This window comes from Ensifer sp. EB106-03-01-XG145 (assembly GCF_058792075.1).
This window is the reverse complement of sequence record NZ_JBYTEC010000001.1, coordinates 890381-906278: the sequence shown is the minus strand read 5'-3', so window position 1 is coordinate 906278 and position 15898 is coordinate 890381. Positions and strand designations below refer to the sequence as shown.

Annotated in this window: 13 protein-coding genes; 3 read left to right on the top strand and 10 right to left on the bottom strand. The window is 63.0% G+C overall.

The features are described 5' to 3' along the window. Position 1: 1 nt before the first annotated feature. From ribB to AC3WWH_RS04340, 3 genes are all read right to left on the bottom strand, one after another. Positions 2–1102 (bottom strand): 3,4-dihydroxy-2-butanone-4-phosphate synthase, encoded by a 1101-nt coding sequence (ribB, locus tag AC3WWH_RS04350; RefSeq protein WP_058320383.1) that lies wholly within the window; start codon positions 1100–1102, stop codon positions 2–4. Positions 1103–1228: 126 nt separating this feature from the next. After that, the gene (gene aroC / locus AC3WWH_RS04345; protein ID WP_058320384.1) at positions 1229–2329 is read right to left on the bottom strand and encodes a chorismate synthase; all 1101 of its coding nucleotides are present in this window, start codon (positions 2327–2329) and stop codon (positions 1229–1231) included. 115 nt (positions 2330–2444) lie between these two features. After that, positions 2445–5618 (bottom strand): bifunctional diguanylate cyclase/phosphodiesterase, encoded by a 3174-nt coding sequence (locus tag AC3WWH_RS04340; protein WP_063891416.1) that lies wholly within the window; start codon positions 5616–5618, stop codon positions 2445–2447. A gap of 295 nt (positions 5619–5913) precedes the next feature. On the opposite strand from AC3WWH_RS04340, the gene AC3WWH_RS04335 reads away from it, so the two are divergent. Next, the gene (locus tag AC3WWH_RS04335) at positions 5914–6174 is read left to right on the top strand and encodes a DUF1344 domain-containing protein (protein WP_057250698.1); all 261 of its coding nucleotides are present in this window, start codon (positions 5914–5916) and stop codon (positions 6172–6174) included. 94 nt (positions 6175–6268) lie between these two features. Here the strand turns inward: AC3WWH_RS04335 and AC3WWH_RS04330 are convergent, their stop codons facing one another. From AC3WWH_RS04330 to AC3WWH_RS04315, 4 genes are all read right to left on the bottom strand, one after another. Continuing rightward, complete coding sequence (locus tag AC3WWH_RS04330; protein ID WP_058320385.1) at positions 6269–6853, bottom strand: histidine phosphatase family protein; 585 nt, start codon at positions 6851–6853, stop codon at positions 6269–6271. Between the two features lie 47 nt (positions 6854–6900). Beyond that, on the bottom strand, positions 6901–7719 hold the full coding sequence (gene fabI / locus AC3WWH_RS04325) for an enoyl-ACP reductase FabI (protein ID WP_057250703.1): 819 nt from the start codon (positions 7717–7719) through the stop codon (positions 6901–6903). A 208-nt stretch (positions 7720–7927) separates the two neighbouring features. Next, entirely contained in the window at positions 7928–9034 is a 1107-nt protein-coding gene (locus AC3WWH_RS04320) for a DnaJ C-terminal domain-containing protein (protein WP_058320386.1), read from the bottom strand. 206 nt (positions 9035–9240) lie between these two features. After that, positions 9241–9693 (bottom strand): RT0821/Lpp0805 family surface protein, encoded by a 453-nt coding sequence (locus AC3WWH_RS04315; RefSeq protein WP_058320387.1) that lies wholly within the window; start codon positions 9691–9693, stop codon positions 9241–9243. Positions 9694–9834: 141 nt separating this feature from the next. Between AC3WWH_RS04315 and pdxH the strand changes: the two genes are divergently transcribed. Continuing rightward, positions 9835–10455: a pyridoxamine 5'-phosphate oxidase gene (pdxH, locus tag AC3WWH_RS04310; protein WP_057250709.1), complete on the top strand. Its 621-nt coding sequence runs from the start codon at positions 9835–9837 to the stop codon at positions 10453–10455. A gap of 11 nt (positions 10456–10466) precedes the next feature. Here pdxH and AC3WWH_RS04305 read toward each other — a convergent pair whose 3' ends face one another. After that, positions 10467–11507, bottom strand: a complete 1041-nt coding sequence (locus AC3WWH_RS04305) for a polysaccharide deacetylase family protein (RefSeq protein ID WP_058320528.1) — start codon at positions 11505–11507, stop codon at positions 10467–10469. A 231-nt stretch (positions 11508–11738) separates the two neighbouring features. Here AC3WWH_RS04305 and AC3WWH_RS04300 point away from each other — a divergent pair, with 231 nt between their 5' ends. Beyond that, positions 11739–12998 (top strand): D-alanyl-D-alanine carboxypeptidase family protein, encoded by a 1260-nt coding sequence (locus tag AC3WWH_RS04300; protein WP_373419807.1) that lies wholly within the window; start codon positions 11739–11741, stop codon positions 12996–12998. Positions 12999–13124: 126 nt separating this feature from the next. On the opposite strand, the gene tldD is transcribed toward AC3WWH_RS04300, so the two are convergent. Continuing rightward, the gene (gene tldD, locus AC3WWH_RS04295) at positions 13125–14540 is read right to left on the bottom strand and encodes a metalloprotease TldD (RefSeq protein ID WP_058320388.1); all 1416 of its coding nucleotides are present in this window, start codon (positions 14538–14540) and stop codon (positions 13125–13127) included. 74 nt (positions 14541–14614) lie between these two features. Then, positions 14615–15814, bottom strand: a complete 1200-nt coding sequence (locus AC3WWH_RS04290) for a winged helix-turn-helix domain-containing protein (RefSeq protein ID WP_058320389.1) — start codon at positions 15812–15814, stop codon at positions 14615–14617. Between the last annotated feature and the right edge of the window lie 84 nt (positions 15815–15898).

Sequence of the window (15898 nt, the reverse complement as noted above, 5' to 3'; positions counted from 1 at the left end):
TTTAGATGATGTCGGTTCCGGTGATCTTGATGCCGAAGCCTTCGAGGCCGACATAGTGGCGCTCCCGCGAGGCAAGAAGGCGGATAGAGCTGATGCCGAGATCTTTCAGGATCTGGGCGCCGAGGCCGATTTCCAGCCATTCGTTCTCGCGCGCCTGCGCCTCGTCATGTGCTTCACGATCGTGTTTGCCCTTGCGGGCCGTTTGCGACACGCCGACGCCGACCGATCCTTCGCGCAGGTAGACGATGACCCCCCTGCCCTCGTCGGCCATGCGCTTCATGATGCGATCGATCTGGCAGTCCTTGCCGAACACGTCGGCGCCAACATTTTCGAGATGCAGGCGGACCGGAATGTCAACGCCATCGCGAATATCGCCGAAGACGACGGCGAGATGCTGCATCGGATCCCAGGGCAGCGAATAGGAATGCCCCTTGGCCGCACCGTAGGGCGTTTCGATATCGAAGGATCCGCCCTGCTCGATCAGGGTTTCCTTGCGCTGGCGGTAGGCGATGAGGTCGGCGACCGAAACCTGTTTCAGCCCATGGGTCTCGGCAAAGCTCGCGACCTGCGGTCCGCGCATGACGGTGCCGTCATCGTTGACGAGTTCGCAGATGACGCCGATCGGCGGCAGGCTTGCGAGCTTGCAGAGGTCGACGGCGGCTTCCGTGTGACCGGAGCGCATGAGAACGCCGCCTTCGCGGGCGACCAACGGGAAGATGTGGCCCGGGCGAACGAAGTCCGTCGGCCCGACATTGGGGTTGGCGAGGTTGCGCACCGTCAACGTACGGTCATCGGCGGAAATGCCGGTCGTGGTGCCGTGCTTGAAATCGACCGAGACGGTGAAGGCCGTCGTATGGGCAGAATCGTTTTCAGCAACCATGGCATTGAGGTTGAGGCGTTTCGCCTCCTCGCGCGGCATCGGCGTGCAGACGATGCCCGACGTGTGGCGCACGATGAAGGCCATCTTCTCCGGCGTGCAATGCACCGCGGCGACGATCAAATCGCCCTCGTTCTCGCGGCCGTCATCATCGGTCACGACAACGATTTCGCCGGCCTCGAAGGCGCGGATGGCGTCGACGACACGCTTCTGGTCATAGGACATGGTGCTCTTCCCGAAATAGAGGGCGAATTACTTACAGCGCCGCGCGTCTCGTAGACGAGCAAAGGTCGCTGTAACACTTTAAGTTGCTGCATAATTTTGTCCTTAAATCGATTCCGATTTAAGGAATTATGCAGTAAGCCGGCCGGTCTGGCCGCGGTCACGCAGGTAGTGATCGGCGATCGTGCAGGCAAGCATCGCCTCGCCGATCGGCACGGCGCGGATGCCGACGCAGGGGTCGTGGCGGCCCTTGGTGCGGACATCGACTTCCTTGCCATCGCTGTCGACCGAGCGGCGCTCGGTGAGGATCGACGACGTCGGCTTGATGGCAAAACGCGCGATCACGGGTTCGCCGGTGGCGATGCCGCCGAGAATACCGCCGGCATGATTGGAGAGGAAGACCGGCTTGCCGTCGGCGCCGATGCGCATCTCGTCGGCGTTCTCCTCACCGGTGATCTCGGCCGCACCGAAGCCGTTGCCGATCTCGACGCCTTTGACGGCGTTGATCGACATCAGGTTGGAGGCAATGTCCTGATCGAGCTTGGCATAGATCGGCGCGCCGATGCCGGCGGGCACGCCCTCGGCGACCACTTCGACGACGGCGCCGATCGAGGAGCCGGCCTTGCGGATGCCGTCGAGATATTCCTCCCAAACCGGCACGATCTCCGGATCCGGCGCGAAGAAGGGGTTGTTGCCCACCTCGGCCCAATCCCAGTTGGCCCGGTTGATCTTGTGTTTGCCGATCTGGACGAGGGCGCCGCGCACGACGAGCCCCGGAACGACCTTGCGGGCGATGCCGCCGGCGGCAACGCGCGCCGCGGTCTCGCGCGCCGAGGAACGGCCGCCGCCGCGATAGTCGCGGATGCCGTATTTCAGATCATAGGTGTAGTCGGCGTGGCCAGGACGGTAACGCTTGGCGATCTCGGAATAGTCCTTCGAACGCTGGTCGGTGTTCTCGATCAGCATGGAGATCGGCGTCCCGGTCGAGATCATCGTCTCGCCGTCCTCGTCGAACATCACGCCGGAGAGCACCTTGACGAGATCATCCTCGCGGCGCTGCGTCACGAAACGCGACTGCCCGGGCTTGCGCTTGTCGAGCCAGGCCTGAAGTTCGGCGAGCGTGAAACGGACGCCGGGCGGGCAACCATCCACCACGCAGCCAAGCGCCGGGCCGTGGCTTTCGCCCCAGGTGGTGACGCGGAAGAGGTGACCGAAAGTGTTATGCGACATGAAGGCTACCGGACCTTAAGCAAGCAACGGCCGTACGTTTTTCGTACACGGATGCCCTCTCTTAGTGGAAAGCCGGGGACGGGGAAAGACTTTTGCGCCTGCCGCCGTCGCTTCGTCACGATGCCAGGCGCAGGCCGCGGTCGGTCGCAAAGGCGAGGAACTTCTCCGCGCTCAACGGCCGGGAGAAGGCATAGCCCTGCAGGACGTCGCAGCCGAGGATGCCGAGCATCTCCGCATGTGCCATCGTCTCGACACCTTCGGCAACGGTCTCGATGTTGAGCGAGCGGGCGATCTCGATGATCGAACGGACCAGGGCCTGCTCCCGCCGCGCGCTCAGAACCGGAACGACGAGCTGCCGATCGATCTTCAGCCGCTTCGGCTTGATCTTCAGCAGGCTGACGATCGAGGTATGACCGGTGCCGAAGTCATCGAGCTCGATATCGATGCCGAGTTTCTTGATACCTTCGATGTTGGTGGCAACGATGTCGTCGCTCTCGTCGAGGAAGATCGATTCCACCAGTTCGAAACAGATCTGGCCGGGCGCGATGCTCAAGCCTTCGAGCGAGGACAGCAGATCATCCTCCTGAAGCCGCTTCGCCGAAACGTTGACGGAGATCTTGGGAACTCTGAGGCCGGCGGCCGCCCAGCGCATGTGGTCGATCAGCGATTTCTCCAGCACGAGGCGATCAAGCGCCGCCATGACATTCAATTCCTCCGCGATGCCAAGGAAACGATCCGGCGTCAGGATGCCCTCACGCGGGTGGTTCCAGCGCACCAGCGCCTCCACCCCGCACAGCGCAAGCGTGGTCGCGTCGAACTGTGGCTGATACCAGGGTTCGAACTCGTCCCGTTCGATGCCTTCGAGGATCTCGTCGGCGATCCGCTTGGCGGTCACCACTTCGGCCTGCAACACCTCGGTGAAGAACTGATAACGATTACGGCCCGCCTCCTTGGCCCGGTAGAGCGCGATATCGGCATTAACGAGCAGCTTGCGCGCATCGATCTCCGCGCCACGGCCCACCGCCACACCGATGCTGACACCGAAGCGGCAGGGAAAACCGTTGTAATCGACCGGCTGGCGCATCGCGGCGATGATCCGGTCACAGCGCGCCGCCAGCGCCGCCTCGCCCGGCGCACCGGTGACCGCGACCACGAACTCATCACCACCGATGCGGGCGATGATATCGCCGGGCCGGATATTTGCCCGGAGGATTTCGGAAGCGTGGATCAGCATGGCGTCGCCGGCTGCGTGGCCGAGCGTGTCATTGATCTGCTTGAAACGGTCGAGATCGATATGGAGGACGGCGATATCCTCGTGATCACCGGCCCTCGCCAGCCGCTCCAGCGCCTTGTCGAGCATGCGGCGGTTTCCAAGACCGGTCAGGGGATCGTGCAGGGCGTTGTGCTCGATCCGTACCCGCGCCTGCTCCAACTCGGCGTTCTTCGCATCCGCCATCGCCTTGGCTGCCCGCAACTGCTCGGTCATCAGCACGTCTTCGGTGACGTCGAGCGCCATGCCGACGAATTTGCGTGCGCCATCCGGCCCCACATGAAGCTTGCCGACCGACCGGATGTGGCGGACGCCGCCAGCCGGCAGAAACACGCGCGCCTGGTGCACATAGGTCTCGTCCGCCGCGATTGCGCGGTTGACCGCGTCCAGCGCCGGCGCCCGATCATCGGGATGAAGCGCGGTGAGCCATGTCTCCTCGTTGGTGGTCCCATCGGTGTAGACGAGGCCGTAGAGCTGGTGCATGCGGTCGTCCCAATAGGTCAGTCCGCTATCGAGGTCCGCCTCCCACATGCCGCATCGATAGGAATCGAGTGCCAGGTCGAGCCGGCGTGAAAGCAGTTCAAGATCCTGCTCACGCTCGTAAAGACCTTTCAGTGCCTGCTCGAGCTCGAGGTTCTGTTGATCGACCTGGGCCTTGGCCGCAGTCAGCCGCTCGGTCTTCATAACGTCGTCTGTGACGTCCCAACTGATGCCGGTGACCTTTGCGCGCCCATCGGCGCCGCGGTGGCTGGATCCGACGTTGCGGATGTGGCGCAAGGTTCCGTCAGACAGCACGACCCGGTATTGCGAGCGATATTCCAGGCCGTCGTCCAGGCTGCGGAACAGCGCGTTGGCGGCGATGCCGATGTCCTCCGGATGCACTGTTGCGCGCCACTCCTCATAGGTCGGTTCCTCCAGATGGACCTCCAGCCCATGCAGGTGGAACATGCGATCGTCCCAGGAGCGCTGCTGCGTTTCGACGTCGATCTCCCAGACGCCGATCTTGGACGCGTCGAGCGCGAGGTTCAGCCGGTGGGAGAGCGTCATCACCTCCCCTTCCCGCGCTTTCAGCTTGGCAATGTTGCGCTGCCGTTCGTTGAAGAGCCCGCCGGTCAAGAGGATCGGGATTACCACGATTGCGACAGCGGCGGCGATCGCCAAGCGAATGGCATCGATGTTTTCGGGAAGCTGGTCCCACTCGCCAACCGGCATGGCTGCGAGCTCCCAAGCGCCACCCGCCAGATCCAGCCGACGCGTCACCGGTGCCTTGCGGAAAAGCGCGTCGTCGCCGAAGAACGCATCCTGGATCCGCTCCTGCTCGGAGATATCCCTGATCGCGAGGTGAACGTCGACGTGGCGATGATCCTTCGTCAGTTCCGGCGTTTCGCTGCCCGCCTCCAAGAGGCGCGCGGCGCGATAGAGCGCCCTTTCATCGATGATGGCCTCGACATAGCCCCAGCGCTCCATCCGTCCCTGGATCTTGGAAAAGACAGGCAAGAAAAGCTCGAAGCCGTTGCGGCCGCTCGGCAAGCGAATGGGGCCGATCATCACGGGTCTCACCGTCGACGATGCGCGTTCTATCGCGTGCCTTGTCGCGCCGAACCTGTTGAAATCGGTGCCGACGAACCATTGCTGGCTTTCACGCGGAAAGGCGATCCGCACAACACCGGCGGGCGCAGCCGAAGCGCGCACCATCTGCGGGTTCTGGAGAAGAAGCTTCGTTGCCATGACGGTAAAATCGTCAGGCGTCATCGCCGGGTGCACGCCGATGCTGTTGGCAAATCCGTTCAGCGCGGCGATGTTGGTGTTTATCTCCGATTGCAACCGGTTGGCGATGAGGTTCAGTTCGTTCTCGACATCGATCCTGAGGTCACTCTGGAAGTTTTCGCGATTCTGCCGCTCATAGACGTACCCGCCGGCAAACACGACGAGGCCGGCGATCGCCGCTGGTATGAGCGATGGTTTCGCAAATCTGGCTGCCGCCCGAATGCGCTGGCGCAGAACGTCGATGATCTTCAATCTTTTCCCCTCGATCCCCAACCAAAGGTAGCGAGCGAACCTTAAGATTGGCTTTCGTCACAAATCCTTGGAAAACCCTATGATTCATGGGGAAATCAATATTCCGCCTCCCCTACTTCGACGCTCCCCCGCTTGAAAAAAACGATGTCGCCGTCCAGTCTTGCGGCGTCGGACAGGCCATCAAAAAACCGGGGCCTGACGGCCAAAAGCCAAGTTACAAGGCAATTTTTGCCACAATCGGGGACCAAGGGTGATGACAAGAATGTTCGCAGAATCGTTGAAAAGGGCAAGAAAGATGCGTTTTGTCATTGCCGCGCTCATGGCCGCCGCCGGCTTGCTTTCGCCTTTGTCCGCTCTTGCGGAAAGCGCCGACGTGGAAGCGACCATTACGGGTGTCGACACCGAACGTCTCAGCCTGCAGCTCGATGACGGCAAGAGCTACCAGGCACCCGAAGAATTCAATTTCGAGGGCCTGAAGGAGGGCGTGAAGGTGCTGGTCTTCTATACCGAAGTCGATGGCAAGCGGGTCATCAACGACCTCGAAATCGTACAGTAAGCAGCGACCCGTCCCTCAGATCACGCAATTCCGGACGGGAAACCGTTCCATACTTTTCCTGGCATTGCTTTGGGGCGGGTTATCGTTCCGGCCGTCAGATCCAGCCGATGGCACCGCCGGAAATGCGCAGAAGGCGATCCTGCGGGATCGCCGCAGACGCAGCCTCTTCGGCCTCCATTTCTCCAAAGAGCTTGAAAAGCGATCGGATGACACCGCCGTGGCTGACGCAGACGGTCGGCTTCGTCACGTCCTTTAGCCAGGCGGCAACACGCCAGGACAGGATTTCGTAACTCTCGGCATCAGGTCCCGGCGGAATGAAGTCCCACTTCACCGCGCGCCGTTCGGCGATCCTTTGCGGCGCCGAGCGCTTGAGCTCGGGAAGCGTGTGCCCTTCCCAGTCACCGAAGGATACCTCCTTCAGCCGTTCGTCGGTACGGTAGGCGGCGGGATCGAGCCCCATCGCCAGCCTCACGCGCTCCATGGTCTCGCGCGTGCGGCCAAGCGGGCTCGCGACGAAATCGAAATGCGCGGCGTCGGTGCCGAGGATACCGGCGAGTGCTGCGCCATTGCCGGTCGCCTGCTGGCGACCGAAATCATTGAGCGGGATGTCCTTCTGCCCCTGGAGCCGGCTTTCGGCATTCCAGTCGGTCTGTCCGTGACGGATCACATAGATCAGCACAACATGTCTCCGGGCAGCGGGGCCGTCGAACCGGCAAGCCGTGCCGATCAGTCCTTGAGCACGGAGATATCGGGCGCGTCCACCGCCTTCATGCCGACGACATGGTAACCGCTGTCGGCGTGGTGGACTTCACCGGTGACCGAACGCGAGAGGTCGGAGAGCATGTAGAGGCCGACGTCGCCGACTTCCTCGATCGTCACGGTGCGGCGCAGCGGCGCGTTGTACTCGTTCCACTTGAGGATATAGCGGAAGTCGCCGATGCCGGAGGCGGCCAGGGTCTTGATCGGGCCGGCGGAGATGGCGTTGACGCGAATGTTCTTCGGGCCGAGGTCGACCGCGAGGTACTTCACGCTGGCTTCGAGCGCAGCCTTGGCCACACCCATGACGTTGTAGTTCGGCATGACCTTTTCGGCGCCGTAGTAGGTCAGGGTCAGCATCGAGCCGCCATCGGTCATCAGCTTTTCAGCACGACGGGCAACCGCGGTGAACGAGTAGACCGAAATCTGCATCGTCTTGGCGAAGTTCTCGGGCGAGGTATCGACGTAGCGGCCGGTGAGTTCGTCCTTGTCGGAGAAACCGATCGCGTGCACCACGAAGTCGATCTTGCCCCATTGCTTTTCGAGCGTATCGAAGACGGCGTCGATGCTGGCTTCGTCGCTAACGTCGCAATGGCCGGCCATGAAGCCGTCGATCTCGGCGAGCAGCGGCTCGACGCGCTTCTTGAGCGCATCGCCCTGATAGGTCAACGCAACTTCACCACCCTGCGCGTGGATGGCCTTGGCAATGCCCCATGCGATGGAACGGTTGTTTGCAACGCCCATAATGACGCCGCGTTTGCCCTTCATCAGACCGGATGCCTGAGCCATGGTAAGTCCCCAATACTATTTCCAGCAACGGCCGGCGCCGGTGCCAAAGTTCACAAATGTCATACACACCCCACCGAACGGGTGCGGCAAATTGTCGAGAATTGCCTATGGCATAGTGGCAAGGGTGGTTCAAGCGCGCCTGAGATCAGGAACTGTTAGTCCCCGTAATATTGGTTCAAAGTGTCAGCGAACTGTCACAAATCGACCGTCACAGATAGAATCCGTCGCGCTGCGACTTCATCAGATCGGTCACCTTCTCATCCGGCGTGTCTTTCAGGACCAGCCGCAGCTCCACCAGGAGATCGCCATGGGTCCCGTAGGTTCCGGGCAGGCCTTGGCCTGCGAGACGGACGATCTTGTCCGAACCGGACCAGGCCGGCACGACGACGGTGACCGGACCAACCGGCGTCTCGATGCGCTCCTCGCAGCCGAGGACGGCACCCTGCAGATCGATCGGCAGGGTCGTAAGCACATCAAGACCGCGGGTGCGGAAGGTGCCGCTCTGATCGACCCTAAGCGTGACGACGACATCGCCGCGGCTCATGCCGGTGACGCGATAACCCTGTTCCGCCAGGCGAATGGTCTGCCCGTCGACGGCACCCGGGGGAATTTGAACCTTCAGGCTCTCGCCATCCGGAAGCTCGACCGTCAGGCGCTGGCGATTGATCAGGTCCTGGATGCTGACAGCCAGATCGATGGTAAGGTCGGGCACCTTCTCGGCGGTCTTTGCTGCGCGGCCGCGGATGCGCCGGACGATGGCTGCGACGAGTTCGGCTGCGGGCGCTGCGGCGCGCTGCATGAGCGGCGTATCCGTCTTGGCAACGACTTCCGGCTGCGCATCGGCCGCAGGTTCAGGCTTTGCCTCGGCAGCTTGAGCCGGGCGTTCCGGCTCCTTGGCCGCTGTCGGTTTCGGCGCGGGCTTGGGCGATGGGGTCGACGCCGGCTTCGGCGACGGCCGGGCCGACTTGGCACGTGCTTCGGCGCCGAAGATCTGCGAGATGGCGTCCTCGGCGGTCTCCGCGTCGACGGGCGCCTCCTCCTGGACATTGCCACGCATCTTTGCCTTCATCGCCTCCATGCGACGAAGCTCGGCCTCGCGGCGCGCATAGTCGTAGCGACTCCTGAGCTTCGGATCGCGCAGAAGCTCATAGGCCTTGCCTGCCTCGGCAAAGCGCTCGGCGGCAGTGGGGTCGTCCTGGTTATGGTCCGGATGCACGGCCTTTGCCAGCGAACGCCAGGCCGCCTTGATTTCGTCCTGCCCGGCGTTGCGCCGGACACCGAGGATCGCATAGGGATCACGCATGGCTTCTACCATCTTCTCTGATCGGCGGCCTCTCCCTGATGCCCGCCTTATGCCCCGATTGAAGGCGTCATTGTCGCCCGTCCACTGAGCACCGATGATCCGGAGAACTTGCTAAATAGTGGTTAGCCGCAACGGCGCCACCGGCTCTGGAATGAGCGCCGCGGACGATCGTTCGCACTTTTAGAGAATTGTGGTTAATCGCCGATTGCCGCGCTATCTCAGGCGCGCGGGCCGAAGCTCGTCAGATACCAGGCGCCATCGCCGCCCTGGCACGTGCTGCCGTCGAACTTTGCGATGCCCTCGTAGGAATGGCGCGTCGTGGTGAAGCGGCGGCAGAGCATACCGCTCGCGCGGTCTTCCTGAATGATGCTGATGACACCGGCGCTGCCGGAAGTCGCGTTGGCCCAGGGGATCGGGTTGATCGAGCCGCCACCGAGTTCGGCCGATGTCACGGCATTGCGAACCATCACGGCGTCGGAGAGGCCATCGGAGGTCTTGGCAACCGGAACGGTACCCGTCGAGACCGTGCGGTCGACGCCGCTGCCAAAGAAATCGAGACCCGCGCCCATGCAGCCAGAAAGCGACAGGACCGGCAGGCAAATTGCCGCGCTACGCAGCAAGGCGAAGGAATACCCCTTCTTGGTATCGATCCACTTTGCTATGTCTTGCACGGCAATCCTGTCAGACTCGCTGGAGCCGCACGCTGCTCGAGAAGGTCAACGTACAGGCTCCGACATTTTTGATGCGGAAATACCGGTCGGGCTCATCCCGAAGCATTTCCGCGCCAGACATCACGGCATTGGAAGGCAATAATGGCGGCGAATGAGTTAACAAGCGGTGACTTCACCGAATCAAATGAGCCCTTTTCCCTGTTTGGCACATGGCTGAAGGACGCGGAAGGCAGCGAAATCAACGACCCGAACGCGGTCGCGCTTGCCACCGTCGACAGCGACGGACTGCCGAACGTCCGCATGGTTTTGCTGAAGGGCTTCGACGAACGCGGTTTCGTTTTCTACACGAATTTCGAGAGCCAGAAGGGCCAGGAAATCCTTGGCGCCCGCAAGGCGGCCATGTGCTTCCACTGGAAATCCCTGAGGCGGCAGGTGCGCGTGCGCGGTCCGGTCGAGATCGTGACCGACGAAGAGGCAGACGAATACTTCAAGAGCCGGCCGCGCGGCAGCCGCATCGGCGCCTGGGCATCGAAACAGTCACGCCCACTTGAAGGCCGCTTCGCACTGGAAAAGGCCGTCGCCGAATACACCGCCCGCCACGCACTCGGCGAGATCCCGCGCCCGAGCTACTGGTCCGGCTTCCGCATCCGCCCGACCTCGATCGAATTCTGGCACGACCGCCCCTTCCGGCTGCATGACCGGATGGAGTTCCGCCGGGCAACACCCGAAGGCGGCTGGGAAAAGGTGCGCATGTACCCTTAATTGGCGGCCGTTCAGGCGCCCGCCAAGCGGAATGGGATACCGGACGCCAGCGCCGAGACGTAACGTGCCCGCTGGAAATGACCATTCAGCGAAATGCGCGGCAGCGCATGAAGGCTGGATGTCGCGCGTTCGACGAGCGTTCCGGGCCGGGTGGTGACCGCGAGGGAAAAACCGAGATCGGCGACGATGCGATGATCGCGTGCCGAGACGGCTGGTGCGTCGCCATAGGGATAGGCGAAGGCCAGAGGCTGCCGGCCGGTAATGGCCTCGACACGCTCCGCCGACTGGCGAATTTCTCGCCTTGCGTCGTCGCCGCTCAGGCGCGCGATTGAGCGATGGCTGATCGTGTGCGCGCCGAGGCTGGCCAGCGGGCTTTCGATCAACCGCCGAAGCCCTGTCTGATCCAAAGTCAGCCGTTCGGTAATCGCCAGCGGATCGATGCCGTGTTCGATCGCTACGGCGTTCAGCAATGCAATGGCCGTCGCTTCATCGCGGCTATGAACGACCGCCGCGACACGATTGAAGGCCGCCTGCTTGTCCGCAGTCGTACGCGTTGGCAGCGTCTCGACACCGTGACCGAAGTCGAACCGCAGCGTCTCCTTCGTCGCGAGCACGTCGGCGAGCGTTTCCCACCAGAGCGTATGGGTTCGATCGATGAAGCCCCCAGCGACAAACACGGTGAAGGGTGCAGCATGGCGCTCGAACACCGGCAGCGCATGCGCGAGATTGTTCCGGTAGCCGTCATCAAGCGTAAAACAGGCGATCGGCCCGCCTCCGGTGGCCAGCGCATCCGGCAACTGTTCGAGCGGGACGAAACGATAGCCGTCACGCTTCAGCGTCGTCAAAGCTGCGTCGAGGAATTCCGGCGTGATCTCCAGATGGGCGTTGGGATCGAAGGCACGCGCAAGCCTCGGCCGGACATGGTGCAGCGTGAAGATCGCCCCCTTTCCGCGCGCGCCACCCATCAGCCCGACGCGGCTCAGCCCTCCGGCGACCTCCAGTCCGCCGGCGATGGCGGCGCGGCGAACAATTGTCGCGATCGTGCTCTTGATGTTCGGCCCCATGTTTCCCCGCGGCATACAGGCCTGGAAAGTTAACGGCGAGGGCGTTAAACCTTGTTGAACGGAGAGGACATTCATTGGCCATTTACCACGGCCCCGAAAACAGGGCGGGACCGCCACATTCCGCCCTAAAGTTGCAACAAAGACACGCACCTTGTCACAAAACGAAACAGCTTTGCGCCCGGCCGACGGCGCTTTCCGACGGGGATCGACATGAAAACTTTGCGCTGCCTCCTGCTTGCGATCTTCGCTTTCGCGCTTGGGTCCGCAACGGCAATCGCCGGAACCGCCTCGCTGGTACTGGATGCGCGCACCGGCAAAGTCCTGTCGGCCGAAAACCCTGACGTGCTCAACCATCCGGCCTCGCTGACCAAGATGATGACGGTCTACATGACCTTCGAGGCGCTGCGGCGCGGCGAACTTTCGTGGGACAGCAAAATCAAGGTCTCGAAGGCAGCCGCCGCCAAGCCACCGATGCGCCTCGGCCTCAAGTCCGGCATGACTATCACGGTTCGCGAGGCCGTGCTCGGCATGATCGTGCGCTCAGGCAACGACGCGGCGACGGCGATGGCGGAAAGGCTCGGAGGCTCCGAGGCCAACTTCGCCCGGATGATGACCGCCAAGGCGCGGCAGCTCGGCATGCGCAAGACGGTCTTCACCAACGCCTCCGGCTTGCCGGCCAGCCAGCAGGTGACGACAGCGCGTGAGATGGCGACGCTTGCCGTCGCGCTGATGCGCGACTTTCCCAGGGAATACCGGCTGTTTGCCACCGAGAGCTTCAGCTTCCGCGGCCGCAAGGTCCGCGGCCACAACAATCTGATGTATCGCTACGAGGGCATGGACGGCATCAAGACCGGCTATACCAACGCTTCCGGCTTCAATCTCGTCAGCGCCGTCAAGGACGGCAATCGCCGGGTGGTCGGCGTCGTGCTCGGTGGGCGGTCGGCGCGCAGCCGCGATGCCAAGATGGCGGCACTTCTCGATCGCCATGTCGGCAAGGCTTCGACTAAGATCGGGCGGCAGCTGGTCGCGTCCACCCGCGGCGGGAAGGTGGTCGAGGTGACGTCGGCCGCGACATTGGACGTTCCAATGCCCTTTGCCGCGCCCCAGCGGACGAAGCAGGATTCCGTTGCCGCTTTGATTGCGGCAACATCCACAGCCGCTATACCTGCGGAACGTCCCACCGAGGTGGCTGAGATCGAAACGACGGCGGCGGCACCGGCTGCAGCTGGCGGTTGGCAGATCCAGATTTCGGCGGCACCGTCTGCCGAGGCAGCCCGCATGCTGCTCGCTCAGGCACGCTCCGAAGCCGGCGCTCCCCTCGCCGGAGCCACACCCTACACTGAAGCTGTCGGCAAGGGCGCCAATGCCATCTACCGCGCCCGCTTCGTCGGCTTCTCGAGCCGGGACGCCGCGGCCGCGGCCTGCGATGCGCTCAAGCAGCGCTCCTATGATTGCATGATGCTGCCGTCGCGCGGGTGAGCTTTAAGGCGCGGGCCATCTTTCGGCCCCGAAGAGCGCTAATGGCGGCGCGGCTCTTGCTTATGCAGAGCCTGCCGCCCACAGGGATGGGCGCGGCACCCATCACCGGAACAGCCGAGACCGTTCTTACGCCTGCGTGCCGCCGACGGTGATTTGATCCATGCGCAGATGCGGCTGGCCGACGCCGACGGGCACCCACTGGCCGGCCTTGCCGCAATTGCCGATGCCGGTGTCGAGCTTGGTATCGTTGCCGACCATCGTCACACGCTTCATCGCGTCCGGGCCGTTGCCGATCAGCATGGCGCCCTTCACGGGCGCGCCGATCTTGCCGTTCTCGATCAGGTAGGCCTCGGTGCAGCCGAAGACGAACTTGCCGGAGGTGATGTCCACCTGGCCGCCACCGAAGGAAACGGCATAGATACCCTTCTTGACCGACGCGATGATTTCCTCCGGCGTCCTGTCGCCAGAGAGCATGTAGGTATTGGTCATGCGCGGCATCGGCACATGGGCGTAGCCCTGGCGGCGGCCATTGCCGGTGGGCGTCATGCCCATCAGCCGGGCGTTCTGCCGGTCCTGCATGTAGCCGACGAGCTTGCCGTCCTCGATCAGAACGTTGTAGCCGGACGGCGTGCCTTCGTCGTCGATGGAAATCGAACCCCGGCGCGCCTCGATGGTGCCATCGTCGACGACAGTGACGCCCTTGGCAGCGACCTGCTCGCCCAAAAGGCCGGCGAAAGCCGACGTTTTCTTGCGGTTGAAATCACCTTCGAGGCCATGGCCGACCGCTTCATGCAGCATGACGCCCGGCCAGCCTGAAGCGAGCACCACGTCCATGGTGCCGGCCGGTGCATCGATCGCTTCGAGATTGACCAGCGCCTGGCGCAGCGCCTCGTCGGCGCCCATCTTCCAGTTTTCCTCGGTGACGAAATCGCCGAAGCCGCGACGCCCGCCGGTGCCGAAAGAACCACTTTCCTGGCGATCGCCGTCACCGGTGACGACGGAGATGTTGATGCGGGTCATCGGCCTGACGTCATGCACGCGGTGGCCGTCGGCACGGAGGATGTCGACAACCTGCCAGCTTGCCGCGATCGACGCGGTGACCTGCCGAACCTTGGGATCCTTGGCGCGCAGGTAGGCGTCGATCTCCTGCAAGAGGGCGACCTTCGCCTCAAAGCTCGGCTCGCCGATCGGGTTCTCGTCGCCATAGAGCTTTTTGTTGGTGCGCTGCGGCGCGGCCGCGTAGGAGCCGGCATAACCGCGGGTGACCTGCGCCACCGCGTCGGAAGCGCGGCGAAGCGCCGACAGCGAAAGCTCGCCTGAATGGGCGTAGCCGACCGCCTCGCCGGCGACGGCACGAAGACCGAAACCCTGGTCGGTGTTGAAGCTACCGCCCTTCAGACGGCCGTTGTCGAAGGACAGGACCTCCGCCTGCGCATGTTCAAGGAACAGTTCGCCGTCGTCGGCGCCGGCGAGCGTCTCCGAGAGAACCTTGCGGATCGTTGCCTCGTCGGCATCGAAGAGGCTCATCAGATCGGTGTTCATGGCAGTGCGCTCCCGCATCGAGAAATTCTATCGCCTCCATTTAGGAAGGCCGCGGGTTCAAGCCAAGGAAAATATCACGTAAGCGATGCGTTCCAGCCTTCGAGACGCTCGACCCGATCGACGCCGGCAAAGCGGGCCACCCGCTCGAGCTCCGCATCGATCCGCTCCAGGCGGCCTGCCGACGCGCGGACGCCCGTCTCGAGCCAGAGCTTGCGCACATCGAGGCTGCCGCGCTTGCGGTCCGCCTTCATGTCGATGCGGCCGATCATTCGGTCACCTTCGATCAGTGGAAAGACATAGTAGCCGTATTCGCGCTTGGCCTCGGGCACGAAGATCTCGATGCGATAGAAGAAGCCGAACAGGCGCTCCGTGCGGTTGCGGTCGCGCAGCAGCGGGTCGAAGGGGCTGAGCACCCGGACACGGCCCGGAGGTTCCGGGATATCGCCGAGCGCTTGCGGAAAACCGGTGAAGGCGAAGGCGGCGCGCGGACGGCCACCATCGATCGCCTCGATCAACACTTCGCAAAGTTCATCGCGATGCTCGGCAACCCAGGTCTTCGCCTCGTCGGGGGATACGAGATCCCAGAAGGCGGCGATCTCGCCGTGGGTGGCAAAGCCCAGGCGTTCGAGCGCGCTGCGGCAAGCCCAATCGATGAACTCCTGGTGGCTGACGTCGCCATCCTGATGATGCGGCGGGATCACCCGCTCGGTCAGATCATAGACCTTCTGAAAATTCTCACGCCGCGCGATCGCCAGCTTTCCGGTGCGCCAGAGCACTTCGAGCGCGGTCTTCGAGGGATGCCAGTTCCACCAGCCGCCGGACTCATGCTCGGCTTCCTTGAGGTCGCGCGCCAGCACCGGTCCGCCCTCGGCGATGCGCTGATAGGTCTCGTCACAGCCCTTCTCGAAGCCCTCGCCGCGCCATTTCTGCCAGCGCTCGACGATCGTCTCGCCCTCCCATTTGAAGCGATGCTTCCAGTAGCGGAAGAAGCTGCTCGGGATGATCGAGGCGTCGTGTGTCCAGTGCTCGAACAGGTCGCGATCGTCTTCCAGAAGCGCCGTCAGATGTTCGCGCCGGTAGGTCTGGTTGCGGGCAAACAGGATCTGGTGATGGGCGCGCTCGACCGTGGCGATGCTGTCCACCTGCACGAAGCCGATGTCGTGGATGAGCTTCAGCAGCCCCTCCTTGCCGAGCGCACGGTTCGGAGCGCCGGAAAGGCCCTGCTTGGCGAGGAAGATGCGACGGGCGTCGCTGTTGGAAAGGCGAATCGACATGGCAAGAAGAATAGGCTTTTATTCCCATAATTCAAACTCACGCGGGATGAGGAAATGTATGCGCCGTGTTCTGCTCGCATCTCG

Coding starts and splice junctions, on each gene's coding strand:
- ribB (WP_058320383.1), bottom strand. CDS start 1,102: ATGTCCTATGACCAGAAGCGTGTCGTCGACGCCATCCGCGCCTTCGAG.
- aroC (WP_058320384.1), bottom strand. CDS start 2,329: ATGTCGCATAACACTTTCGGTCACCTCTTCCGCGTCACCACCTGGGGC.
- AC3WWH_RS04335 (WP_057250698.1), top strand. CDS start 5,914: ATGCGTTTTGTCATTGCCGCGCTCATGGCCGCCGCCGGCTTGCTTTCG.
- fabI (WP_057250703.1), bottom strand. CDS start 7,719: ATGGCTCAGGCATCCGGTCTGATGAAGGGCAAACGCGGCGTCATTATG.
- AC3WWH_RS04320 (WP_058320386.1), bottom strand. CDS start 9,034: ATGGTAGAAGCCATGCGTGATCCCTATGCGATCCTCGGTGTCCGGCGC.
- pdxH (WP_057250709.1), top strand. CDS start 9,835: ATGGCGGCGAATGAGTTAACAAGCGGTGACTTCACCGAATCAAATGAG.
- tldD (WP_058320388.1), bottom strand. CDS start 14,540: ATGAACACCGATCTGATGAGCCTCTTCGATGCCGACGAGGCAACGATC.
- AC3WWH_RS04290 (WP_058320389.1), bottom strand. CDS start 15,814: ATGTCGATTCGCCTTTCCAACAGCGACGCCCGTCGCATCTTCCTCGCC.